The organism is Phycisphaerae bacterium, assembly GCA_018003015.1.
In the GTDB taxonomy this organism is placed as follows: Bacteria; Planctomycetota; Phycisphaerae; order UBA1845; family PWPN01; genus JAGNEZ01.
In genome coordinates this window covers 1-19,218 of record JAGNEZ010000093.1, presented here as the reverse complement: position 1 = coordinate 19,218, position 19,218 = coordinate 1, and the positions used below count along the sequence as shown (strand labels likewise).

The 19,218-nt window shown below is 61.3% G+C and carries 17 protein-coding genes; 10 read left to right on the top strand and 7 right to left on the bottom strand.

Annotated features, from left to right (window positions below; all coding sequences use genetic code 11):
* The 9 genes from KA354_23300 to KA354_23260 all read left to right on the top strand — a co-directional run.
* A partial coding sequence (locus KA354_23300) for a hypothetical protein (GenBank protein MBP7937578.1) occupies positions 1-1,360 on the top strand: 1,360 nt, incomplete at its 5' end.
* On the top strand, positions 1,347-1,952 hold the full coding sequence (locus KA354_23295; GenBank protein MBP7937577.1) for a hypothetical protein: 606 nt from the start codon (positions 1,347-1,349) through the stop codon (positions 1,950-1,952). The genes KA354_23300 and KA354_23295, both read left to right, overlap by 14 nt.
* Positions 1,949-3,055 (top strand): CpaF family protein, encoded by a 1,107-nt coding sequence (locus KA354_23290; GenBank protein MBP7937576.1) that lies wholly within the window; start codon positions 1,949-1,951, stop codon positions 3,053-3,055. Before KA354_23295 ends, KA354_23290 begins: the two co-directional genes overlap by 4 nt.
* The gene (locus tag KA354_23285) at positions 3,052-3,672 is read left to right on the top strand and encodes a hypothetical protein (protein ID MBP7937575.1); all 621 of its coding nucleotides are present in this window, start codon (positions 3,052-3,054) and stop codon (positions 3,670-3,672) included. The genes KA354_23290 and KA354_23285 overlap by 4 nt, the downstream gene beginning before the upstream one ends.
* 9 nt (positions 3,673-3,681) lie before the next feature.
* On the top strand, positions 3,682-3,969 hold the full coding sequence (locus KA354_23280; protein ID MBP7937574.1) for a hypothetical protein: 288 nt from the start codon (positions 3,682-3,684) through the stop codon (positions 3,967-3,969).
* A complete protein-coding gene (locus tag KA354_23275; GenBank protein ID MBP7937573.1) occupies positions 3,966-5,414 on the top strand; it encodes a relaxase/mobilization nuclease domain-containing protein in 1,449 nt (482 codons plus the stop codon). Before KA354_23280 ends, KA354_23275 begins: the two co-directional genes overlap by 4 nt.
* A 75-nt stretch (positions 5,415-5,489) precedes the next feature.
* On the top strand, positions 5,490-5,723 hold the full coding sequence (locus tag KA354_23270; protein MBP7937572.1) for a ribbon-helix-helix protein, CopG family: 234 nt from the start codon (positions 5,490-5,492) through the stop codon (positions 5,721-5,723).
* Between the two features lie 3 nt (positions 5,724-5,726).
* Positions 5,727-6,113: a type II toxin-antitoxin system VapC family toxin gene (locus KA354_23265; GenBank protein MBP7937571.1), complete on the top strand. Its 387-nt coding sequence runs from the start codon at positions 5,727-5,729 to the stop codon at positions 6,111-6,113.
* 152 nt (positions 6,114-6,265) lie between these two features.
* Positions 6,266-8,077 carry a type IV secretion system DNA-binding domain-containing protein gene (locus tag KA354_23260; protein ID MBP7937570.1) on the top strand — a complete coding sequence of 604 codons (1,812 nt, stop codon included), beginning with the start codon at positions 6,266-6,268 and terminating at the stop codon, positions 8,075-8,077.
* A gap of 457 nt (positions 8,078-8,534) precedes the next feature.
* Here the strand turns inward: KA354_23260 and KA354_23255 are convergent, their stop codons facing one another.
* From KA354_23255 to KA354_23245, 3 genes are all read right to left on the bottom strand, one after another.
* Positions 8,535-9,989 (bottom strand): SUMF1/EgtB/PvdO family nonheme iron enzyme, encoded by a 1,455-nt coding sequence (locus KA354_23255; GenBank protein MBP7937569.1) that lies wholly within the window; start codon positions 9,987-9,989, stop codon positions 8,535-8,537.
* An 807-nt stretch (positions 9,990-10,796) separates the two neighbouring features.
* Positions 10,797-11,039 (bottom strand): hypothetical protein, encoded by a 243-nt coding sequence (locus tag KA354_23250; protein ID MBP7937568.1) that lies wholly within the window; start codon positions 11,037-11,039, stop codon positions 10,797-10,799.
* A 278-nt stretch (positions 11,040-11,317) separates the two neighbouring features.
* Complete coding sequence (locus KA354_23245) at positions 11,318-13,549, bottom strand: AAA family ATPase (protein MBP7937567.1); 2,232 nt, start codon at positions 13,547-13,549, stop codon at positions 11,318-11,320.
* A 133-nt stretch (positions 13,550-13,682) separates the two neighbouring features.
* On the opposite strand from KA354_23245, the gene KA354_23240 reads away from it, so the two are divergent.
* Positions 13,683-14,687, top strand: coding sequence for a WYL domain-containing protein (locus KA354_23240; protein ID MBP7937566.1), 1,005 nt, complete (start codon positions 13,683-13,685; stop codon positions 14,685-14,687).
* 413 nt (positions 14,688-15,100) lie between these two features.
* Here the strand turns inward: KA354_23240 and KA354_23235 are convergent, their stop codons facing one another.
* The 4 genes from KA354_23235 to KA354_23220 all read right to left on the bottom strand — a co-directional run bounded on the left by KA354_23235 (position 15,101) and on the right by KA354_23220 (position 19,068).
* On the bottom strand, positions 15,101-16,750 hold the full coding sequence (locus KA354_23235) for an MBL fold metallo-hydrolase (protein ID MBP7937565.1): 1,650 nt from the start codon (positions 16,748-16,750) through the stop codon (positions 15,101-15,103).
* A 119-nt stretch (positions 16,751-16,869) separates the two neighbouring features.
* Positions 16,870-17,250, bottom strand: coding sequence for a single-stranded DNA-binding protein (locus KA354_23230; protein MBP7937564.1), 381 nt, complete (start codon positions 17,248-17,250; stop codon positions 16,870-16,872).
* Between the two features lie 54 nt (positions 17,251-17,304).
* Complete coding sequence (locus KA354_23225; GenBank protein MBP7937563.1) at positions 17,305-17,796, bottom strand: JAB domain-containing protein; 492 nt, start codon at positions 17,794-17,796, stop codon at positions 17,305-17,307.
* Positions 17,797-18,684: 888 nt separating this feature from the next.
* Entirely contained in the window at positions 18,685-19,068 is a 384-nt protein-coding gene (locus KA354_23220) for a hypothetical protein (GenBank protein ID MBP7937562.1), read from the bottom strand.
* Positions 19,069-19,218 lie beyond the last annotated feature (150 nt).

The window sequence follows — 19,218 nt, the reverse complement described above, 5'->3', positions numbered from 1 at the left end:
TCCTAACACCACCGTGGCCGAGGACCGGGCGGACCCGCCGAAGAAAGGCCGGCACCTGCTCCTGGTCCTCGCCGGAAGCCTGGTGATCCTGTTCGCCGGGGTGTTGACCCTGCTCTTCGCCCTGGACTCGGGCGACGGCAGCCCATCTCCTAAGGTGACGCAGGACCAACTGGCCCAGCAGGCCTTCGACCAGCGGCAGCAGGCCAAGGCCCAGCGCAAGGCCGATTCCCTGGCCGACCAGCCCTTCGTGGATCGGGGCCAGCCGGGCGACTCGCCGTCGTCCGAGTTGGAGAAGCTCCTGATGCAGAACCGCCGGGAGAACGAATCCGGTTCGGACAGCGGCGACGACCCGAGCCCGGAGGAAGTGGAGCGGCGGGCCAACCGGATGAGCCTGGTGGAGCGGATCCTGAAGCGGCAGCAGGCCGAGGGGGAGACCCCTGCGGCCGCGTATCCGAACCGGTATGTCTACGACACCCGGGAGAACGGCCTGGGCGAGCGCAAGTACGAGGACGACCGCCGGGAGCGCGCGAAAGAACAGGAGCGCCAGCCCATGTTCGTCTACAGCCGCTCTTACAAGAAAGCCACCTACTTCGACGGCGAGGATCCCCAGGTAGCGGAAAAGTCCAGCGACCGGGAAGCGGTCACGGCTTCGTTCCGGCAACCGGCGGAGCCCAATCCACCCGATCGATTTCAACAGAAACAGGCAGAAGGCAGAGAGAAGGAAAAGATCAACTCCGTCGTCTTCGGCCCTCTCCTGCCGGTGAAGGTCGCCGAGGGGGAGTTCATCGACACGGTGCTCACCCACCGGATAGTCTCCGACACCGAGGAGAGCCCCGTGGTCTGCGCCGTGAGCCGCGACCTCATTGACGACTCGGGCCGTTTCGTGGTGGTCCCCGCCGGCGCCCGGCTCCTTGGCCGCAGCCAGGTGGTCAACTACATGGGGGCTGCACGCCTGTTCATCCGCTTCGAGCGGCTGATCCTGCCGGGCGGCCACTCCATCGCCTTCCCCGGCAGCCGGCGGGCGCTGACAGCCCTGGACGCCACCGGGGCGCTCGGGGCGGCCACCGACGTGAACCGGCACTGGCTGCTCCAGTTCGGCACGGCCATCTTCGTGGGCGTGCTGGAGGGCCTCGGGGCGGCCGCCCAGCAGCACACCGACCCCTACTCCGGCCGGGCCTACGTCATCGAGGACACCACCGACAACTTCGAGAAGATTCTCAACACCGTCATGCAGCGCTACACCAACATCGTCCCCACCATCACGGTGGGTCAGGGGTACCGGATGAAGGTCTTCCTGACCGAGGACATCCTGGTCTCCCCCTACGCCCGGGTCGCGGAGCGCAGCTATGCCCGGCGGTAGATTTTTTCTACTCTATCTGCTCCTCATGTCCGCGGTGATGGCCCAATCGTCTGTCCAGAAACCGGCCGAGCCCAGCCGGCGGGACCTGGAGTTCCTGGCCAAGGTCACGGCGGTGCGGCCCTTCCTGGAGGACTGCCCGGATCTCCGGACCGACCCCCAGAGCATCGGCCGTTTCTTCACCCCGGAGGTCTATGCCCGTCTCCGGGGCAACGCTTACTATGGCTATCAGTACGACGAGGGCTTCGCCTGGCCGGGAGGCGCCGTCTGCCTGGACCCGATCCGCAATGTTTCGTCCACCCAGCCTTATCAGGAGGCGTTCACTCAGGTTTTGCGGGAGGCCCTCCGGCAGCGTGGCCTCCGGCTGGAGAGCCGGGCCGCTGCCCGGATCGGCCTCTGCCTGGTGGGAGCGGAACCTCGCCAGACGGTCCAGAGCCTGCCGGGGATCATGGTCGAGGTCTACTTCACCAACACCAAGACTGGCAAATCCTTCTTCTGGCGCTTCGGCGTCGGCAGCCGGGACGGCTTCTCGGCCGCCCTGGTGGACGCCTCCGACATCATCGCCGAGCTCCTGCTCCAGAAGGTGTCCAAATGAATGTCGGCCAGCAGCTCAACCTGGAGCTCCTGAAGTACCTTCTCGGCCCCATCGCGCCGCACCTGGAGGACCCAACCGTCACCGACCTCTTCATCTACGGCCACCGGGATGTGTACATCAAGCGCCAAGGGGCTCGCATCCAGCCGGTAGAGGCCGCCTGGCACTCCGACGCCGACCTGGTACTGGCCGCCGAGAGCATCGCCGAGATCATCAACCGGCGCCTGGACGCCAACCACCCCATCCTGGACTCCCGGCTGCCCGACGGCTCCCGGGTCAACATCGTGATCCCGCCCTGCTACCCGCAAGGCGCCTGCATCTCCATCCGCATCTTCCCCAAGGAGCGATTCGGGGCGGACGACCTACTCCGCTTCGGCACGGTCGATGAAACGGGCCTGGCCATCCTGAGGTCTTTGGTCGCCCTTGGCAAGAACATCCTCATCTCCGGCGGAACCGGCTCGGGCAAGACCACCCTGCTCAACGTCCTGGGCGGCTTCATCCCCGAGGGCGAGATCGTGGTCACGGTGGAGGACTCCCGCGAGATCTCCCTCCCCCGTGCGCTCTGGGCTTCCCTGGAGAGCAAGCACGCCCTGCACGAGGACGACCGGGCTGTGACGCTCCAGGACCTGGTGCGCAACTCGCTGCGGATGAACCCGAAGTGGGTCATCGTCGGCGAGGTGCGCGGGGCCGAGGCGCTGGAGCTGATCCGGGCATTCAACACCGGCCACGCTGGCATGAGCACCGTGCACGCCAACAGCGCCTATGACGCCCTGGTGGCCCTAGAAAACCTCGTCCTCCAGTCCGGCCTCGACATCCCCGCCCGAGCGGTCAAGGAGCTGGTCTCGCGGGCCATCCGGGCGGTGGTGCACCTCGGCCAGCTTCCCGACGAGAGCCGGAAGATCCTGGAGATCGTCGCGGTCGACGGCCTCGATTACGACGCTTCGCCCACCTTCCCACCCTACCATATATCCTCCCTGTACCGCTTCCGGCTCGATGGCCGCGACGGCCGGGGGCGCCTCACCGGCCGGTTCGAATCGACCGGCCGGCCTTCCTTTCTCGACGAGCTGCGGCTGCGCGACATTCCCATACCAGAGGTTTGGTCATGAAAGCATTGTTGTTTCCCATCGTCATTATTGCCGGCGTGTTCTGCCTGGCCCAGGATGCACCCGCCCAGGCCCTTGCCAAGGAAGCAGCCGCCGAGACGATCCGGCGGCACTACGCGGACACCCCAGACTGGTGGCAGCAGGAGGGTTGCTTCCTCATGCTCACTGCTGGCGGCGAGATCAACCAGAAGCTGCTGGCCCGGATGAAGCTCAGCCTGGCGGACTACCTCCACAAGAACTACCAGCACCTGGAGGAGCTCGAGCAGGCCGGCCTGGTGACGGTAGAGACCGGGGAGCGAACCGATGGCCAGGTCAAGAAATACACTTACCAGGTGAAGCTCACGGAGAAGATGCGCCGCAACAACCGGATCCTGGAACGGGAGAAGGGCTGGACCATCGCCACGTACCTCACCCGCGAGCTCGTCTCCATCGACTCGATCACCGGCGTGCTCAGCCTGGCTCCTGACCGAGGCGCCACCGTCACGTGTACCCGGCGGTTGAAAGTGTCCCCCTTCGGCCGGGCCATCGGACTGGAGGATAGGACAGAGACCACGATCATCCAACTGGTGCGCCCGGAGGAGCACTGGCGGGTCAACGATGGGCCCGTCAAGTTCTTCTGAAGAGGACCCATGCCCAGGGACCGGCGCCTGGCGCTGCGCCTCACCGAAGCGGAGAAGTCCACCCTGCGGGCTCGCGCGAGCGAGGCCGGCGTGACCCTGTCCAAGTACGTCCGGAGCGCCACACTGGGCCTGCAACTGCGCCACCGCTACGACCAGCTGGCCAACCGCCAGCTGCACCGGATCGGGGTGCTGCTCAACCAGGCGGTCCGGCACATGCACCAGGGCCACTTCTCGGAGGAAACCCGCGCCGCGTTCGAGCGCAGCCTGAAGGCCCTCCGCCAGGAGCTGGACGAATGAGCGGGGCGCTCTGCAAGGTCTCCTCCAGCCGGGTCGCCGGCGGCACCGGCGCCAATGCCCGCTACATCCTGCGGGACAAGGCCTGCGACCGCTGGGAGACCCGCCACCTGCCGGATCACGCCCGGCTGGGGTGGACCGAAGGCGAGCAGAAGCGGTCCGTGGCCGACCATCTCGATCGGCAGGCGGAGCGGGGCCGGGGCGAGCGCCGCAATTACCGGGTGGTGCTCTCCTTCGAACGCCCGGTGGATTCGGATAAAGCCCTGGCCCTCGCCCGCGAATTTCTGGACAAGACTCCCTTCCGGGACAATCCCGCCCTGCTGGCGGTGCACCGCAACACGGAGCACGTCCATGTCCACATCCTGCTGACCGCCCGCAAGACCGACGGGTACAAGCTGGACCTGGATCGACGCAACTACGAGTCCTTCGACAAGACCTGGGCGCGGATCTACGAGCGGGCGATGAATCGGGACGCCAGCCGGGAGCAGGTGGCGGACCGGCACCGCGAGGCGGTGCGCGACCGGGAGATCTCCCTGGCCGAGTGGCGGCGACGCTACGGGCAGTTGCGCCGGGATGGCCAGGCGCCGGACGAGATTCGCCAGATCATCGGGGAACGGCCCACCGCGCGGAGCGTCTCGGTGGCGGCCACCCACATCCGGAGGAACGAACGTGAAAAAGGACGAATTGCTGAGCGCCTGCAGGCAGCAGGAGCGACTCTTGGAAGAGGCCAGGCAACTCTTGGAAAGGAAGCAGAGCACGCTGGACCGGCTCCTCGCCGTCACGATCGAACAGGACCGGCGGATCGAAGCGCAAGCCGCGGACCTGGCCTGGCTCGCCGCGGAGAACGAGCGGCTGACGGCCCGCTGCGCGGAGTGGCAGGACTGGCAAGCCGAGCAGGAGCGGCAGTGCGTGACCACGATCGAGCGGCTGAACGAGGCCTGGCGCACTTCCTGCGCGACGTGGGCGGCGGAGTGGAGCGAGAGGTGGACCGCATTGTCCACGCGCTTGCGGGCACTCGAGGCCGCCAGCGGGAACTGGTCGAACGGGTCGAGCGGCAACTGGTCCGCCTCGAACGGGGACGCGAGCCCGGAGCCGAGCGATCCCCCGGCCGATCCGGACGACTGCGAACGGATTGTGAACGAGTTCGTGGCCGGCTTGATGAGCGACTTGGAGAGACGGCTGGCCGGCTGACGTTCAAGGACAACGTCTATCCCTTGCTCCGTACCCTGGAGAAATACCTGGACCGTCTTTCGGAACGCCACGAGGCACTGCGGGCCGAGTTCACCCGGCTGAAGGAACACCTCTGGGAGCGCTATACCGGGAAGCAGTGTAACTTCCGGGACGAATTCGACCTCAAGCGTCATTCCGACCCCGAGATCTCCTTCGACAAGAACGTCGATCTGTCCCGGACGCGGGAACGCACCCGGGGCGCGCAACCGGAGTTATGAAAATGCCGGAAGTTCAGTTGACAATCGGTGTCGTGTTCATATACATTACTCATATACATCGTTTGGAGGGTGGTTGTGATCCGCACCCAGATTTACCTGACCGAGGAAGAAAAGAAAAAGCTCCAGGCCCTGGCCCGGCGGACCGGACGCAAGCAGAGCCGGCTCATCCGGGAAGCCATCGACCGCCTGTTGGACGATTCGGGCGAGGTGAACCGCCGGAAGGCGCTGGAACAGGCCTGCGGGCTGTGGGAAGACCGGGACGACCTGCCCGACTTCGAGCGGTTGCGGACCGAGTGGGATCGGGAGTAGTCCATGCCGGAACGGCTGCTGATCGATACGGACGTCCTGGTGGACTACCTGCGCGGCCATCCGCAGGCGGTGCGGTATCTGCGGGCGCAGAAGGGTCCGCTGGCCCTCTCGGCGATCACCGTGGCCGAACTTTATGCCGGTGTCCGCGACGGCGAGGAACGAGAAGTGCTCGACGCATTCGTCGGCATCTTCCAGGTGCTTCCGGTGACGGACGCCAATGCCCGGCAAGGCGGTCTGTGGCGGCGCGACTACGGCAAGAGTCACGGGGTGGGACTGGCCGACGCGGTGATCGCCGCCACCGCCGCCGAGGCCGGGGCCGTGCTCGTGACCCTCAACCAACGCCACTTTCCCATGTCCCGAGACATCCGGGTCCCGTACAAGAAAGCCTGAAACTGGCCACCCACTCCGGGCAGTCACGATCCGTCGGGATCATCCCCGAGGGCGCATCCTTCATCCGCGTGCAATCGTATCCAGCCCGGCTCATCCGCAGTGGATGTGTTCACCCTTCGTGCCCTCCGTGTCTCCGTGGTGAGTCCTGATCGATGCGCGGCTACCAGGCCCACGAGGCCATCACCTCCGACATCAAGATGTACTACAAGCTAGTCCTGCTGGGCTTTCTGCTCGGCCTGCTGGCCCAGGCGATCGTCATCGGGGTAGGCGTCCGGCGCAGCTATCTGCGCGAGTTCGAGCTGAAGTTCCCCTCCGGTGCCTCGTTCCGACTGCCATCCAACGTCCTTTTGAAATACTACCTGCCATCCTTCCGGCTCTTTGGCTGGGAAAACAAAGTCCTGGTCCCCGCGGAACTGCGGCCCCTCTTCGATGGATCGCTCTCCGTCCGCAGCTCCGCCTACCGCCTGAAGCTCCGAGAGCTGTTCGGGCCGCACATCGACCGCTTCGAGAACGAGGCCGCCCGGGTTTGCCGGTGGTCCTTCGCCGCCTACCTGCTCACCGTCGCCTACATCCTGGTGTTCGTCTACGCCTCCGGCCGCATGACCACCACCCGCTTCCTGCGCGGGGCCTTCAAGGTGTCGCTGCCTCAATTGAAGAAAACCCTGGAGGAGGCCTGTCGGGCCGAGGGCGGGAACGCAGGTCACCATCTCACCATCTGCGGCCTGACCTTCCCCCGCGATCTAGAGACCAAGCACATCCTCATCATGGGTACCACCGGCACCGGCAAGAGCGTTCTCTTCAACCAGATCATCGCCCAGGTGCGCCAGCGGATCCGGACACACCGCACCGCCGAGAAGATGATCGTCTACGATGTGAAGGGGGAATTCCTGTCAAAACACTTCGAGCCGGAGTCGGACCGGGTGTTCTATCCCTTCGACGCCCGCTCCCTGCGCTGGAGCTTCTTCAACGAGCTGCGCACCCCGCCCGACTTCGAGATCATCTCCCAGGTGGTCTTCAAGCCGCCCCGCGAGACCCACGCCGATCCCTTCTGGAACAACGCCGCCAAGGACGTGTTCGCCACCGGCCTGCGCTTCCTGCACGCGCAAGGCTGCCGCACCAACGCATGTATCTGGAACTTCTTCTCTCAGGGCCTGGAGGACATCATCCGCCAGCTCAAGACCCTCCCCGTGGAGGACCGCGGCGCCCTGAAGCACATCGAGAGCAAGGGCTCCGGCCCGGCCGCCTCGGTCATCTCGACCCTCACCGAGAAGATCTCCTGGTTCCGCTTCGTCACCGACCTGGACGGCGAGTTCTCCTTTCGGGACTTCATCCGCCGCCCCGGCCCGGGCAACCTGTTCCTGCTCAACATCAAGAACTACGCCGAGACCTTCCGGCCGCTGATGACCTTCGCCTTCGACCTGATGATCCGGGAAACGCTCAGCCTGCCCGACACGACGAGGGAGGAAAATCGCCGCCTCTGGTTCTGCATCGACGAGATCGGCAGCCTGGACCAGATCTCGGTCCTCTTCGAGCTGCTGACGGTGGGCCGCTCCAAGGGCGCCGGCCTGGTGGTGGCCAACCAGGACTTGGGCAAGATCGAGGATGTCTACGGCAAACCAAACAAGATGACCTTCTACAACAACTTCAACACCGGCTTCTTCCTGCGCCTCAACGACCCCGACACTGCCGAGTTCCTCTCCCGCTCCATCGGCGAGCGGGAGGTTGTCAAGCGCATGGAGGGCCGCCAGCTCTCCCCGAAAGACATCGGCGACCGCAAGACCATCAACGACCAGGACAAGATCGAGAAGCTGATGCTACCCTCCGAGTTCATGCACATCCCGGACTTCCGGGCGATCGTGAAGCTGTCCTCGTTCGGGATCTCTGAGACGGCCATCCCCCAGCTCTTCCTCCCCGCCCGTGCCCCCCATTTCCAGGACTGCCATGGAATTGCAACAGAAACGTAGGTAGTGACCGCAGCCCCACAGCACGATGATCATTTTTTACAAACGCGAACTGCGCCTGCACCGCAAATAGCACCATCACAGCATGTTCCCCGGCTCCTCCTAGCCCGACCAAGACAGGATCTGCCGATTGTGGTTTTTCGAAACAGCATCATTGGACAGCGTTTGAGCTGTAAAGTCTATCAGACACCCGGAGCGGGGGCGTGTGCTTTCGACCGGGGTTGGAACCGGTCCAGGGCGCGGGTCAGCGCTGGGCGCGGACGGCGCGACCGTGGGCGGGTCGCATCGGACCGGAGTCATGGCCTGGCGGGACGGAAACCTAGGTTGTTGTTGAGGCTACCGGGAGTATTGTCCCAGTTGCCACCGTGTTTCACCCGCTTTGCGCCTCCCTAGCCCCTGTCCGTGACGGCCGTTGCAAAGCACCGGCAGGAAAGCAATCGCTCACAAATAGTGAAAGGGCTCATGGCAAAGACCTGGCGAGGCGGAAGCCTATGTAGTCGACTGGGAAGTTGGGCGGGCCGTCGACCCGGCGGGCCGACCGGCAGAACGGGGCGCGGTAGATCCAGCCGCCGCCGCGCAACACCCGGAGCGAGCCCGACGAGGGTCCCGTGGGGTCCGTCACCGGGGATGATGAGTAAGATCCGTACCAGTCTTGGCACCACTCCCACACATTCCCCAGCATGTCGTACAACCCCCACGCGTTGGGTTGCTTCTTCCCTACCGGACGGGGTTGATCGCCCGAATTATCACTGTACCACGCGATGGCTTCCAGCTCGCCGTACCGCGCCCCGCTAGTCCCCGCCCGGCAGGCGTACTCCCATTCCGCTTCCGTGGGCAGCCGGTAGTTTTTCCCCGGATCCCGCGCGTTCAACTCTTCCAGAAACTCCTGTACGTCGTACCACGAAACGGACTCCACGGGATGATCATTACCGTTCTGGAAGTTCGATGGATTACTCCCCATCACGGCTACCCACAGCCCCTGCGTCACCTCCGTCTTCTGCAGGTAGAATGGACTGGAGATGGTGACCTCGTGCTGTAGTTCGTCTCTTATTCTGCCCTCTTCCCCGACCGGTGAGCCCATAGTGAACCGCCCCGCTGGGATCCGGACAAAACTACTATCCAGCTTCTTGATTGTTATTGCTCCGATCTTGGTTTCCAGATCATGGACCAACCTTTTCGTGTTATCCATCTGGGCTAATATGCTCAGATATCTATTTGCCTGTTCTTCATCCTCCCGCTTGATGTATATTTCCGTTATTCCTGCGTACATTTGCTGCACCCTATCAATATACGCGGGATCTGTCTGAATGCTAAACTGCGCATAATGATTTGCGTCCTCGAAGAGCTCCCGCTCCATCATTTCTGCCGCTTTCTTGTAACAATAGGTCACTATCTCTTCTCGATATGCCGGATCCCACTCATTGCTCATGCTCATGTATTCGATCACCCGTTGGGACGACTCCCCCTTGTCCGCAAACTTCCTCCCTTTCTCATAAAACCATTTGGCGATCTCTGAAGCCAGTTCCGGGCTGAGCTCCTTCGCCTGCCGCAATAGCTTTCTGCTGCTCTCGAGTTCGCCTTCCTCGAGCTTCCGCATTCCTACCTTTAAATACGTTTCTCCCTGTTTGTTTTTGTAGGCCGTTTCCAACAAGATTGCTTTATCGAATGATGCCTCCGCCTTCGATTCCCGCCCCTTGAACAGATACGCCTCTCCCAACAGGTAATGGGCATCGGCATTGGTCGGTTCAGCCTTCACCTCCAACTCCAAAAGATTGATGGCCTCGTCGAACAACCCATCTGCCATGTACTCCTCCGCTTTCTCCACGTTCTTGCTCTTGCCACAGCTGGTGTTTAGGAAAACGACAAATCCCAGAAAGGTGACTATAGCCACTGTCTGTATACCTCTCATCTTCACACCTCACTCCTACAAAGTTACAAATCAGCTGATATAAGTACTCTGCTTATTATCAGATCTCAAAAACCGAATCAAGAATCAAGGACCTCAATATCTCGAGTCAGAGACATCCAATCCTTAGGCTCTTTAATCGATTTCAGCTTCCTCGATTGTGAAAGAATTGCGCAACGGCTTTTTTATTCTCACTTCAAGATTCAGTGTTCTCCTTTTCATTTATCCAGTGACAGGTGATTTGGGGGCGAAGCGTTTAGCCTCGATTTCTTCAGCCAAACGTTAAAGTCAGGAATGCTTAACAATGTCTCTTCGATTGCCAATCCATCGTGCCCGCATATTTTTCGTGCTGATGAAAAGGCAATTGGAAATCACTATGCGCTTAAATAATAAGCCAATATCTGCTGAACAAGATTGATAATTGGATATATCCTTATTGATTTAGAATATCACACGATCGGTATTCGATTCGCTCGGATATCTTATCAATTATCCTTAAACTCATTGTAGTTCTACAAGTCGCTTTCGCTTGTCCACGCGGATCCACCGCTCCAACCAGCTCCCGGCGGACAGTCAATCCAGCTTGCATCGAGGCGTCATCTAGACAGAGGGTGTCTATCGCGCAGAGAACCAGCATGGTCTCCGGCAAACGACGGTCCACCTTGCCCAACAGCAACCTGTCAATGTTCGGGTAAAGGTTCATTACGGTCCCACCGAATCCAAGATTGATTCATGCTGATCCATTCATATCTGGATCTCAAATCACATTGCACTTCCCGGATCATTAGAGTTGGAAGCGCAGTTCGGTGCGGTGAATTAGAATCGCCCGGTCACGATCGCTTCCACCTCCCCTTGCGACACGGCGCTGCGGCCGTCCGGCTGGCCGGCCGTGGCTGACTGCAGGGCATCGACGATCCGGCTGAAACCGGCAGGGGTCAGGCCCATCTCCGCCCAAGCCTCCTCGTCGCAGATCACCAGCTGCCATCCGTTGTCCAGCGAGATCCAATCCAGATCGAAATCATCATCCACCGGCGCTGCATTCCTATCCGTTGGCATCATGGCGCACTACTTCTCGTGACGCCTGTGCGGACTGCGGGAGCATGGGCCGGTGGAGGTCGATCCACAGTACACGCACTTGTTCGCCCCATGGCCGTGCTGGTGCTGGCCGTGGGGGCTCCGGGAGCACGGGCCGTAGCTCGAGGAGCCGCAGAAGACACAGTGTTTTTCATCCCCCACGTGCTGGTGCCGGCCGTGCTGGCTTCGGCTGCACGGTCCGTACGAAGATGAGTTGCAGAAAATACAATGGTCCGCCATAGCTACCTCCTTGAGTCGATACTTTAAAAGCCGATCTTCCTGCCGGTACGGTGGTGCTCTTGCTTCAGCTTGACCTCCTCCGCCAGAGCCGCCACAAGTGTTGCCGGCATCACTTCCGACGGCGGCATCAACCCGAATCGGTCTCTCACCGTCCGGAAGTCCCCCGGTGCCAATGTGCCCAACGACCGCAACAACGTCTCGGACGCCGGGTCCAGGAGATGTTCCGTCAGCGGGGCCAGCAGACGTCGATAGAATATCACCGCCCCCTCCGGAGTCAGCCAACCAAATCCGACCTTGTGCTGGAATCGCCGCAGCGAGGCTTCGTCCAGCCCCGTCAGGCGATTGGTGGTGCAGACGAGAATCCCCCGGTAGCGCTCCATGGTGGTCAGGAACGCGTTGGTGAAGCTGATCTCCCAGGAGCGCGTGGCGTTGGCGCGGGGGAACAGGAACGTGTCCGCCTCGTCGATGATTAGCACTGCGCCATCCCGCTCGGCCTGCAGGAATGCCTCACGGATGCGGCGTTCCGTCATCCCGACGAACGGATCGATCAGTTCGGCCGCCTGCTTGCAGTGCGCCTCCCGCTCTAGGCGGCGGGCCAGGTGACGGGCCAACTCGCTCTTACCCGTGCCCGGCGGGCCGTGGAACAACATATTGAAGCTACGCACCGGTCCGCCGAAAACTCCGTTCCGCTGTTGCCGGTCAAAGGCGTCCAGCGTGCCGAGGAGCGCCGGCAGATCTGCCGACAGGTGAATCCCCTCCAGGGTGTAGTTGGTTTCGATCGGATCCGAGTCCGTCGGTGCCTGGCCCTGGTGGAACAGGGCGTGATGGGCGTCCATGGCCGCATGGACAGCCTGCCGAAATGCGTCGGATCCCGGAGCGGCCACTTCCAGCGCCTTCTGTACCGCCAAGTCCACCGGACCGGCAGCGCAGGGATAGCGGGAGGCCAGGCGGGCGATCTCGGCCTTGGAAAACGCCTTCCTCGCACGGTGGGCTCGCAGAACCGACTCCCAGACCATGACGCGCTGGGCCCGGCTGAAGGGATGAAATGCGACGCTGTAGGCGAAGCGGCGGCGGACAGAATCCTCCATCCCCTCCAGGTCGTTGGCGATCCAAATCATCCGGACGCCCGGCTGCTCCAGTAAGTGGTTGAGCCAGCCCTTGTCCTGGGTCTCGCCGCGCTCGAACCAGGCACCGCGAGTATTTAGCAGATTGTCGGCCTCGTCCACGATGATCAGCGCGCCGTGGCCGTGGTTGGTCAGGTTGAGAGAGGCCTGGATGGCAGCGCGCCGCTTGACGGTGGTGTTGGCTTCTCCGGAGACCACCTCATAAGCGGGCATCCGCAGACGGCGGGTCAGCGCCCTGGCGAAGCTCGTCTTGCCGGTGCCGGGTGGCCCATAGAGCAGCACGTGAGTGGCGGTGGGCGGTCGCTTGGCCAGCAACCGGCACAGGTGCTCCACCGTTTCGTGGGGAACCATGTGCCGTTCCAACGGCAAGGTTGGCGGCGGCAGGCGAACAAACAGCTCCGCGGAAGTCAATTCCGCCTGCGGTCTCTGGAACATGTTCAAAAATTCATCGGCCAGGCGAAACCACGAATTGTCCAGCTGGTATACTCCCAGCCGCCCCAATGCTCCAGTCAGGAGTGTGGTCACTTCCTCTTGCGGAATATCCAGCATAGCCGACAGATATTTACGGTTGCCATAGGTCTGGCATTGGAGGTGATCCACGAAGTAGCCCTCAGCCGGCCGCCAGATCGTCAGGATAAACAAGAGGATCACCAACTCCCGTTCGCTGTCGGACAGGTTCAGCATCTGTTGCAACTCGCGGCCGCGTCGTTCAAAATCACAATGACCACGCACGGACAGCATCCGTTCCCGCCGGTCCAGCAGTTGAAGGACCAGCGGTCCCAAGTCCCGCTCGATGTGACGGCTGCATCGAGGCAGGAGTTCTTCCATCACCCGCGGCCAACGGTCGGGATCAAACCGACACTCCGCCAGATCGGCCTCAAAGCGGCTCCGGATTTCGCCATTCAGCCGTTCGAGGGCCAGTCGCTGAATGGGTTCCACGTCCCGCTGCAGCAGGAGGCCCAGCATCTCGAGCGTGTCGCGGTCCCAGAGGGGGTACTTCGCCAAGATCCGGCGAACATAACCGGTGCAGCGTCGCCGCAGGGCCCGCTCGTTCCGGTCCAACGAGTTTGCCGCCGGTCCATCCCCGATGCACGCGGGTTGGAGACGATGGGTACGTTTGTTGACGTGCATTTCTCAGATCCTCCTTGCACAGCCTTCGGGTCGAGCATAAGATGATATCGTTCCATAATTCGGAACGTTTGTTGAACTTCACCAGCCGGGTGATCGGAGGCTGTGCATCCCAACTGTTGCAAGGAGTCGATTCATGCCCCCCAAGCAGCACACTTATCGAAGCTATGGCGAAAAGATCATCAGCCTGTTTGTGCGCCTTCTCTTCACCCGGGAGGAGTATTCGCTGACACGTCTGGCCGAGCTCCTGCAATGTTCCAAGCAAACCGTTCTGCGTCTGCTGGAGGACTTGAGGCGAGCCTACCGGATCGAGTTGGAGGAGCGGTACGACGGCAATCGGAAGTACGTGCGGCTCCACCGTCCGGAGCGTCGTCCCCTGCCGCAAACCCTCTCGGAAATGGAATTCAACCTCTTGCTGATGTGCCGTGACTTCACCGCCCACCTTCTCGGCGACAAGCTGTTTCAGGAATCCACCCGGGCGCTGGAGAAGAGCCAGGCGCTGCTCTCCGGTGATGGCACTCGCAGCGACCGCCACTTCGCCGTCTTCCGCCCGGGCACCATCGACTACACCCCCCACCAGGCCGCCATCAAGACCCTCATTCAAGCCATGGAGGAGGGCCGGATCGTCAAGCTCGAGTACAAGCCGCTGGAACAGCCCCGCGCCAGAACCCGCTACATCAAGCCGTTCAAAATCTTCTCCCACCGCGAGACCATGTACCTCCACGGCCGACTGGCTCGCGACCCGGGAAAGCGGGGACCAGCACCAGACATCGAGCCCCTGCTGGCTGTCCACCGGATCGAGGCCGCCGCCCTGACCGACCGCCGCTTTGAATTCCCCAAGGACTATGACTTCGAGGCGGCGTTCAACCGGCACTTCGGCGTGATTAAGCAAAAATCATTCGAGGTGGAAGCTGAATTTTACGATTGGGCCGCCGAGTATGCTTCGGAACGGATATGGAGCCCTGACCAGCAGCTCACCCGAATTGCCCCAAATGCGATACGGATCATCTTCACCGCCTCATCGGAATGGGAGGTGCTGTCGTGGATCCTCTCCTTCCGTGAAGATGCCAAATTATTCAGACCCGCCAAACTAGTCGAGGAAATCCGGAAAACCGTCGATTGCCTGAGAAGGGTTTACTGAAAATATTTGATTGAGTCACTGCGAATCGACGAACCACCGCCGCCCCTCACTCCTGGTGATCGATACAGCGGGGTCCAGGGGGTATCCCCCTGGCAGGCCGACCGCGTCAGCGGGAGGGGATTGGGTGGACAAGAGCGGAGCGAATTGTACACACAATCCGTATCCTGCACTCGAGTGAATTTTCGGCTTCCCGCCTCTCTGAATTCCGATTTCTTCGGTGGACGCCATCGCGGGCGGGTGGGTGGCAGGAACCGCATCGACGGATCGGCCCGCCCTCGAGGACGACCGGAGGGAGGAGAACCAGGTGGGGCGATCCGGCGCTGCACTCCTCAAAGGGGGCGAGGGCGGATCATTCAAACGAGTTGGGTCAATTCCGATGGGATAAGCCTCATTGGACGACAGGACGAGATGGATTACTTTCCGGAAATGGGTTTTGTCTGTTGCGCTCGCTCAATCTTCACATTTAAGAACCCAGCTTTGATCAGGGCTGCTTGGCGTGCGGCCAACTGCTCGGGGTCTCCATGAACCAATCTGATTTCGGTCCTCTTATCTTGGCGTGATAACCAATACAAAGTATCCGACAAATCGGCATGAGCCGAGAAAATTTTGTATTGTGAGACCTTCGCGCGGACACCAATTGTTTGTACTATTTGGTTTGGATCGTCTCGACTTCTCTTTTCCAGTTTTTTAGCTCCGGATGCCAACAAGCCCGCCGGCGTCTTTGGATCAGCCCATCCTACCAGTAAAACACGGGTTGTGGATTGTGGCAGAAGATCGTCCAAGAGATCTTCTGAAAAAGCCTCATCCATCATGCCGCTGGTAGTCACGAGGACAGAAGGCCGTGGGAGTGTTCCCGGTAGTTTTCTGACCATCTCAGGGAACGCCGATGGTCCAATACGATACAGTTCTGGCCGAAACCAATGCGTGGTTGATGGTTGGCTGAGTTCTCTTCTGTATATCGCACTCACTTTAGCCGCCGACGGCGAAGGGCAAAATACCTGAATGGTTGAAGGCAACTTCCCCTCATTTCGGGCGAGCCCTAATTGGTAGAGTACCTTCTGTGTCCGATCCAATGCGAATGCCGGGATCCATACAACTTCTCCATTGGCCACCGCCGTGGAAATTTCCTGCCTGAACCTGTTCAATTCAGGAGTAGCATCTTTCGCTCGAATATCCGATCCGTAGGTGGCTTCCAACCAGATCCGATCCGCTGGCGGAGCCGGAGTGGGAGCACACTCAAGAGGTGAAAGATCGTTGCCGATGTCACCAGAGAATAACAATCGTTTTCCTTCGGGTGATTTGGAGGGAGCTAGCAACACTGAGGCCGCCCCTGGAATGTGACCGGCTGCCAAAAAAGATGCATTTAGATGTCCCGATATTGGAAAAACTTGACCGATCTCACGTACCTGCACTAATTGAAGAATGGACCTCAGTTCTTCTTCAACACAACTGTCGCAAGGCCTCAGAAAAACTTGCTCTTTTTTTGATACCTCGTCATGGTTACCCTGCACCTGACGGCGGTTGACGGGAGAAATTTTCTGACCCCATTCACAGTTTTCTCGCCAATGCGCAGTCACGAACGGGCCTCTACTCCCCTGCTTGACGGACTTGGCAGACCAATACCAAGTGCGGTCGGATGATCCATAGCGAATGGCCATCTCTAGCATCACCGGAAGTAGCTCGCGAGTTGCGGGTGTAGTGTTAATCGGCTGTTTGAACCCGGCCCTGACCAACTGGGGCAACCGCCCACAGTGATCAAGATGTGCATGTGTAAGCAATAGGGCGCTCCCCTTGATCACATCATCTGGCAATGGAATCACGGATTTTTTTGCTGATTGCTTGCGGCTGTCATCTTCCGCGTTATACAAAGCGCCACAGTCAACGATGATATTCATACCGCTGGAATGTACGACCGCAAGTGAACCCCCAATCTGACCGCCCCCCCCATACCAAACAACTGTGGTTTCAGTCGAACCGTCTCCAGCGATTCCGCAAGAACACAGGGCAAAAATTATGAAAAGAAAGAGATAAAAAATGCTGCGAACCGGTTCAGAATGACCCATGAATCACCTCCCTCGTATCGAATAATTATAACCATCACCGAGAGAGAATTTTGTAAATAGTACAGATAAAACCGAAAAGCCCGGAGCGATCCGGGCTTTTCGGTTCCGAATGAGCCACCTTAGAACGGGATCTCGGCGGCGGTGTCCGCCGGGGGCTGCGGCGCCTCCACCGGCTGCTTGGGCTCCAGGATCTTGAGGTCGTGGATCACCACCTCCGTCCGGCTGTGGCGCTGGCCGGCCTCGTCCTCCCAGGAGCGGGTCTGCAGGCGGCCCTCCACGAACACGAGGCGGCCCTTGCGCAGGTACTCGCCGCAGATCTCCGCCAGGCGCCCCCAGGCCAGGACGTTGTGCCACTCGGCGCGGCTCTGCCTGTCGCCGTTGCGGTCGGTCCAGTGGCTGTCGGTGGCCAGGGAGAAGCGGGCGAAGGCCACGTTCTCCTGGGTGGCTCGGACCTCCGGGTCCCTGCCCAGCCGGCCGATGAGTTGAACCTTGTTCACCATGATGAAATCTCCTTCCCGCGTGGCATGGATGCGCGGCCCCCGGATGGATCAGAATTAGAAAAGGGTCCGGGCCTCTGGAGCGAACGAGACGGTCCGGCCGAAGGTGGTGGAGTAGACCTGGTTTCCGGCCAAGATCAGGTGGTCGTGGAGCTCGATGTCCAGCGGCCGCAGCGCTTCCGCGAGGGTCCGGGTCAGAGCCAGGTCCTCGGCCGAGGGGCGGCACTGACCGCCAGGATGATTGTGGAAGAGGATCACGGCCGTTGCAGCCGACAACAACGCCGCCTTGGCCACCTCGCGGGGGTAGACCGGCGCCTGGTTCACCGTGCCGACGCCCAGTATCCGGACGTCCGTCACCCGTCCGGCCGCGTTCAGGCAAAGGACCCCGACGCATTCCCGGCCCGGGTCACCTCCGGCCACCACGGCCAGGGCCACGAACTGGGCCGCCTCCTCCGGGTTGGTCACCGGCTGGCTGGAGAGCTGGCTCTCCCGGACCAGGTGGGCGATGCAGCGCTTCGCCATTTCCGCGTAATCGGTCTTCTTGTTCATGTCGTGCCTCCTTGGGAACCCGCCAAGCAAATTTTTCCGCCTGGCCCTTTCACTCCAAGCTGAAGGGCCAGGCGGGAAAATGACCTCAAGACGCCGGGCCGGGAGACGAAGTGGCCCGGTAGCAAGCCGGCGGGAGCGGACGTGACACCGCCGCGTCACGCAGTGGCGAGGCCGAGGGATAATTGGAGGGGACCCCGATCGGGGGAGGAGGCCGTTTATGCTCAGCCGAGCCCGGAGGGGCGCGTATGCGGTGGCGGGCGGCTTGCGGGCCGCCGTCAGCCGGCCCGGCCCGCCCGGACCCGGCGAGGACGGCCATCGGCGGCGCGACTGCCAAGCGGAAGGCGTCCGCAGGCATTGGCGGGAGCGACGCGGCCGGCCGCCGGAGGACGGGCGACCGACGCCAGAGGCGGAGCCCAGCCCTCACCGCCAGGCGAGTGGGAAGAAAAACGAAAGTCTCCCCGGCCGGACGCGAGGATTAAATGGAGGGGATCCCGCCGCAGGCAGAGGGGCGGCGGCCTTTTATGCCGCAGCGGCGGGCCGGGGAGTCTTTCATCCTTGCGCGTTCTCAGGAATGGACGGCCCGGCCAAGGCACCGAGGCCGGGGCGCCGATTCCGGCGGAACAACAGGGGAATGCGGTGAGGTTGGATCTTCTCTTTTCTGTAAGATTGTCTGGTTCGCCGTTTCGCCCCGTCGTCCCGTCCCCGTGTCCGTCGCTCGCCTGGCTTGATCACGGAGAAAAGACCGGGGAGCCCGAGGGGATCGTATTCCCTCGGCGGGGTCCAGGAGTGAAACCCCGGTGGCAGTCATTCGAATATTGCCCATGCGGTTAAACATCACTGACGGATGTAAACCCAGCTAGCAGCTCTTAGTTTCCGCGATGAGCCGAATTATAGAATCTGATCGAGCAGATGGGCTCGGATGGCGGAGTAGTGGTCGTGAATCTCAGCCGGGGTAGTCGGGTGGGCTGAGCCGATCATGTGCCCCACGCCGTCGTGGAACGACATGCTGAACGGATCGAAATGACCGCTCAGATTGCCGTAGGCGTCGTGGAACGAATGGGTGTGATCGTTGTACCGGCTCACGAGGTGGTGGTCATCGTCAAAGACGTTGCCGTCGTGGTCGATGGTGGCCACCAGGTGGCCGGAGCTGTCGAAGACCTGCCCCGAATTCAGATGGAGTCTGCCCAGCAGATGGCCGCTCTCGTCATGAAACGTGCCCGAATCCGGATCGAACGTGCCGTTCAGATGGCCCAACGCGTCGTAGTACTGCATCGCGCACCTCCGATAGTTCACAATGTATCGAACCGCTCCAGCGATACCGCTTACTTCGCCCGGCGAACGCCGCGGACGCCAAACTGCACCATCTGCATTCTACTCCCACGATAATACTTGATGTCACCTGTCATAAAGTCGAGATAAGAA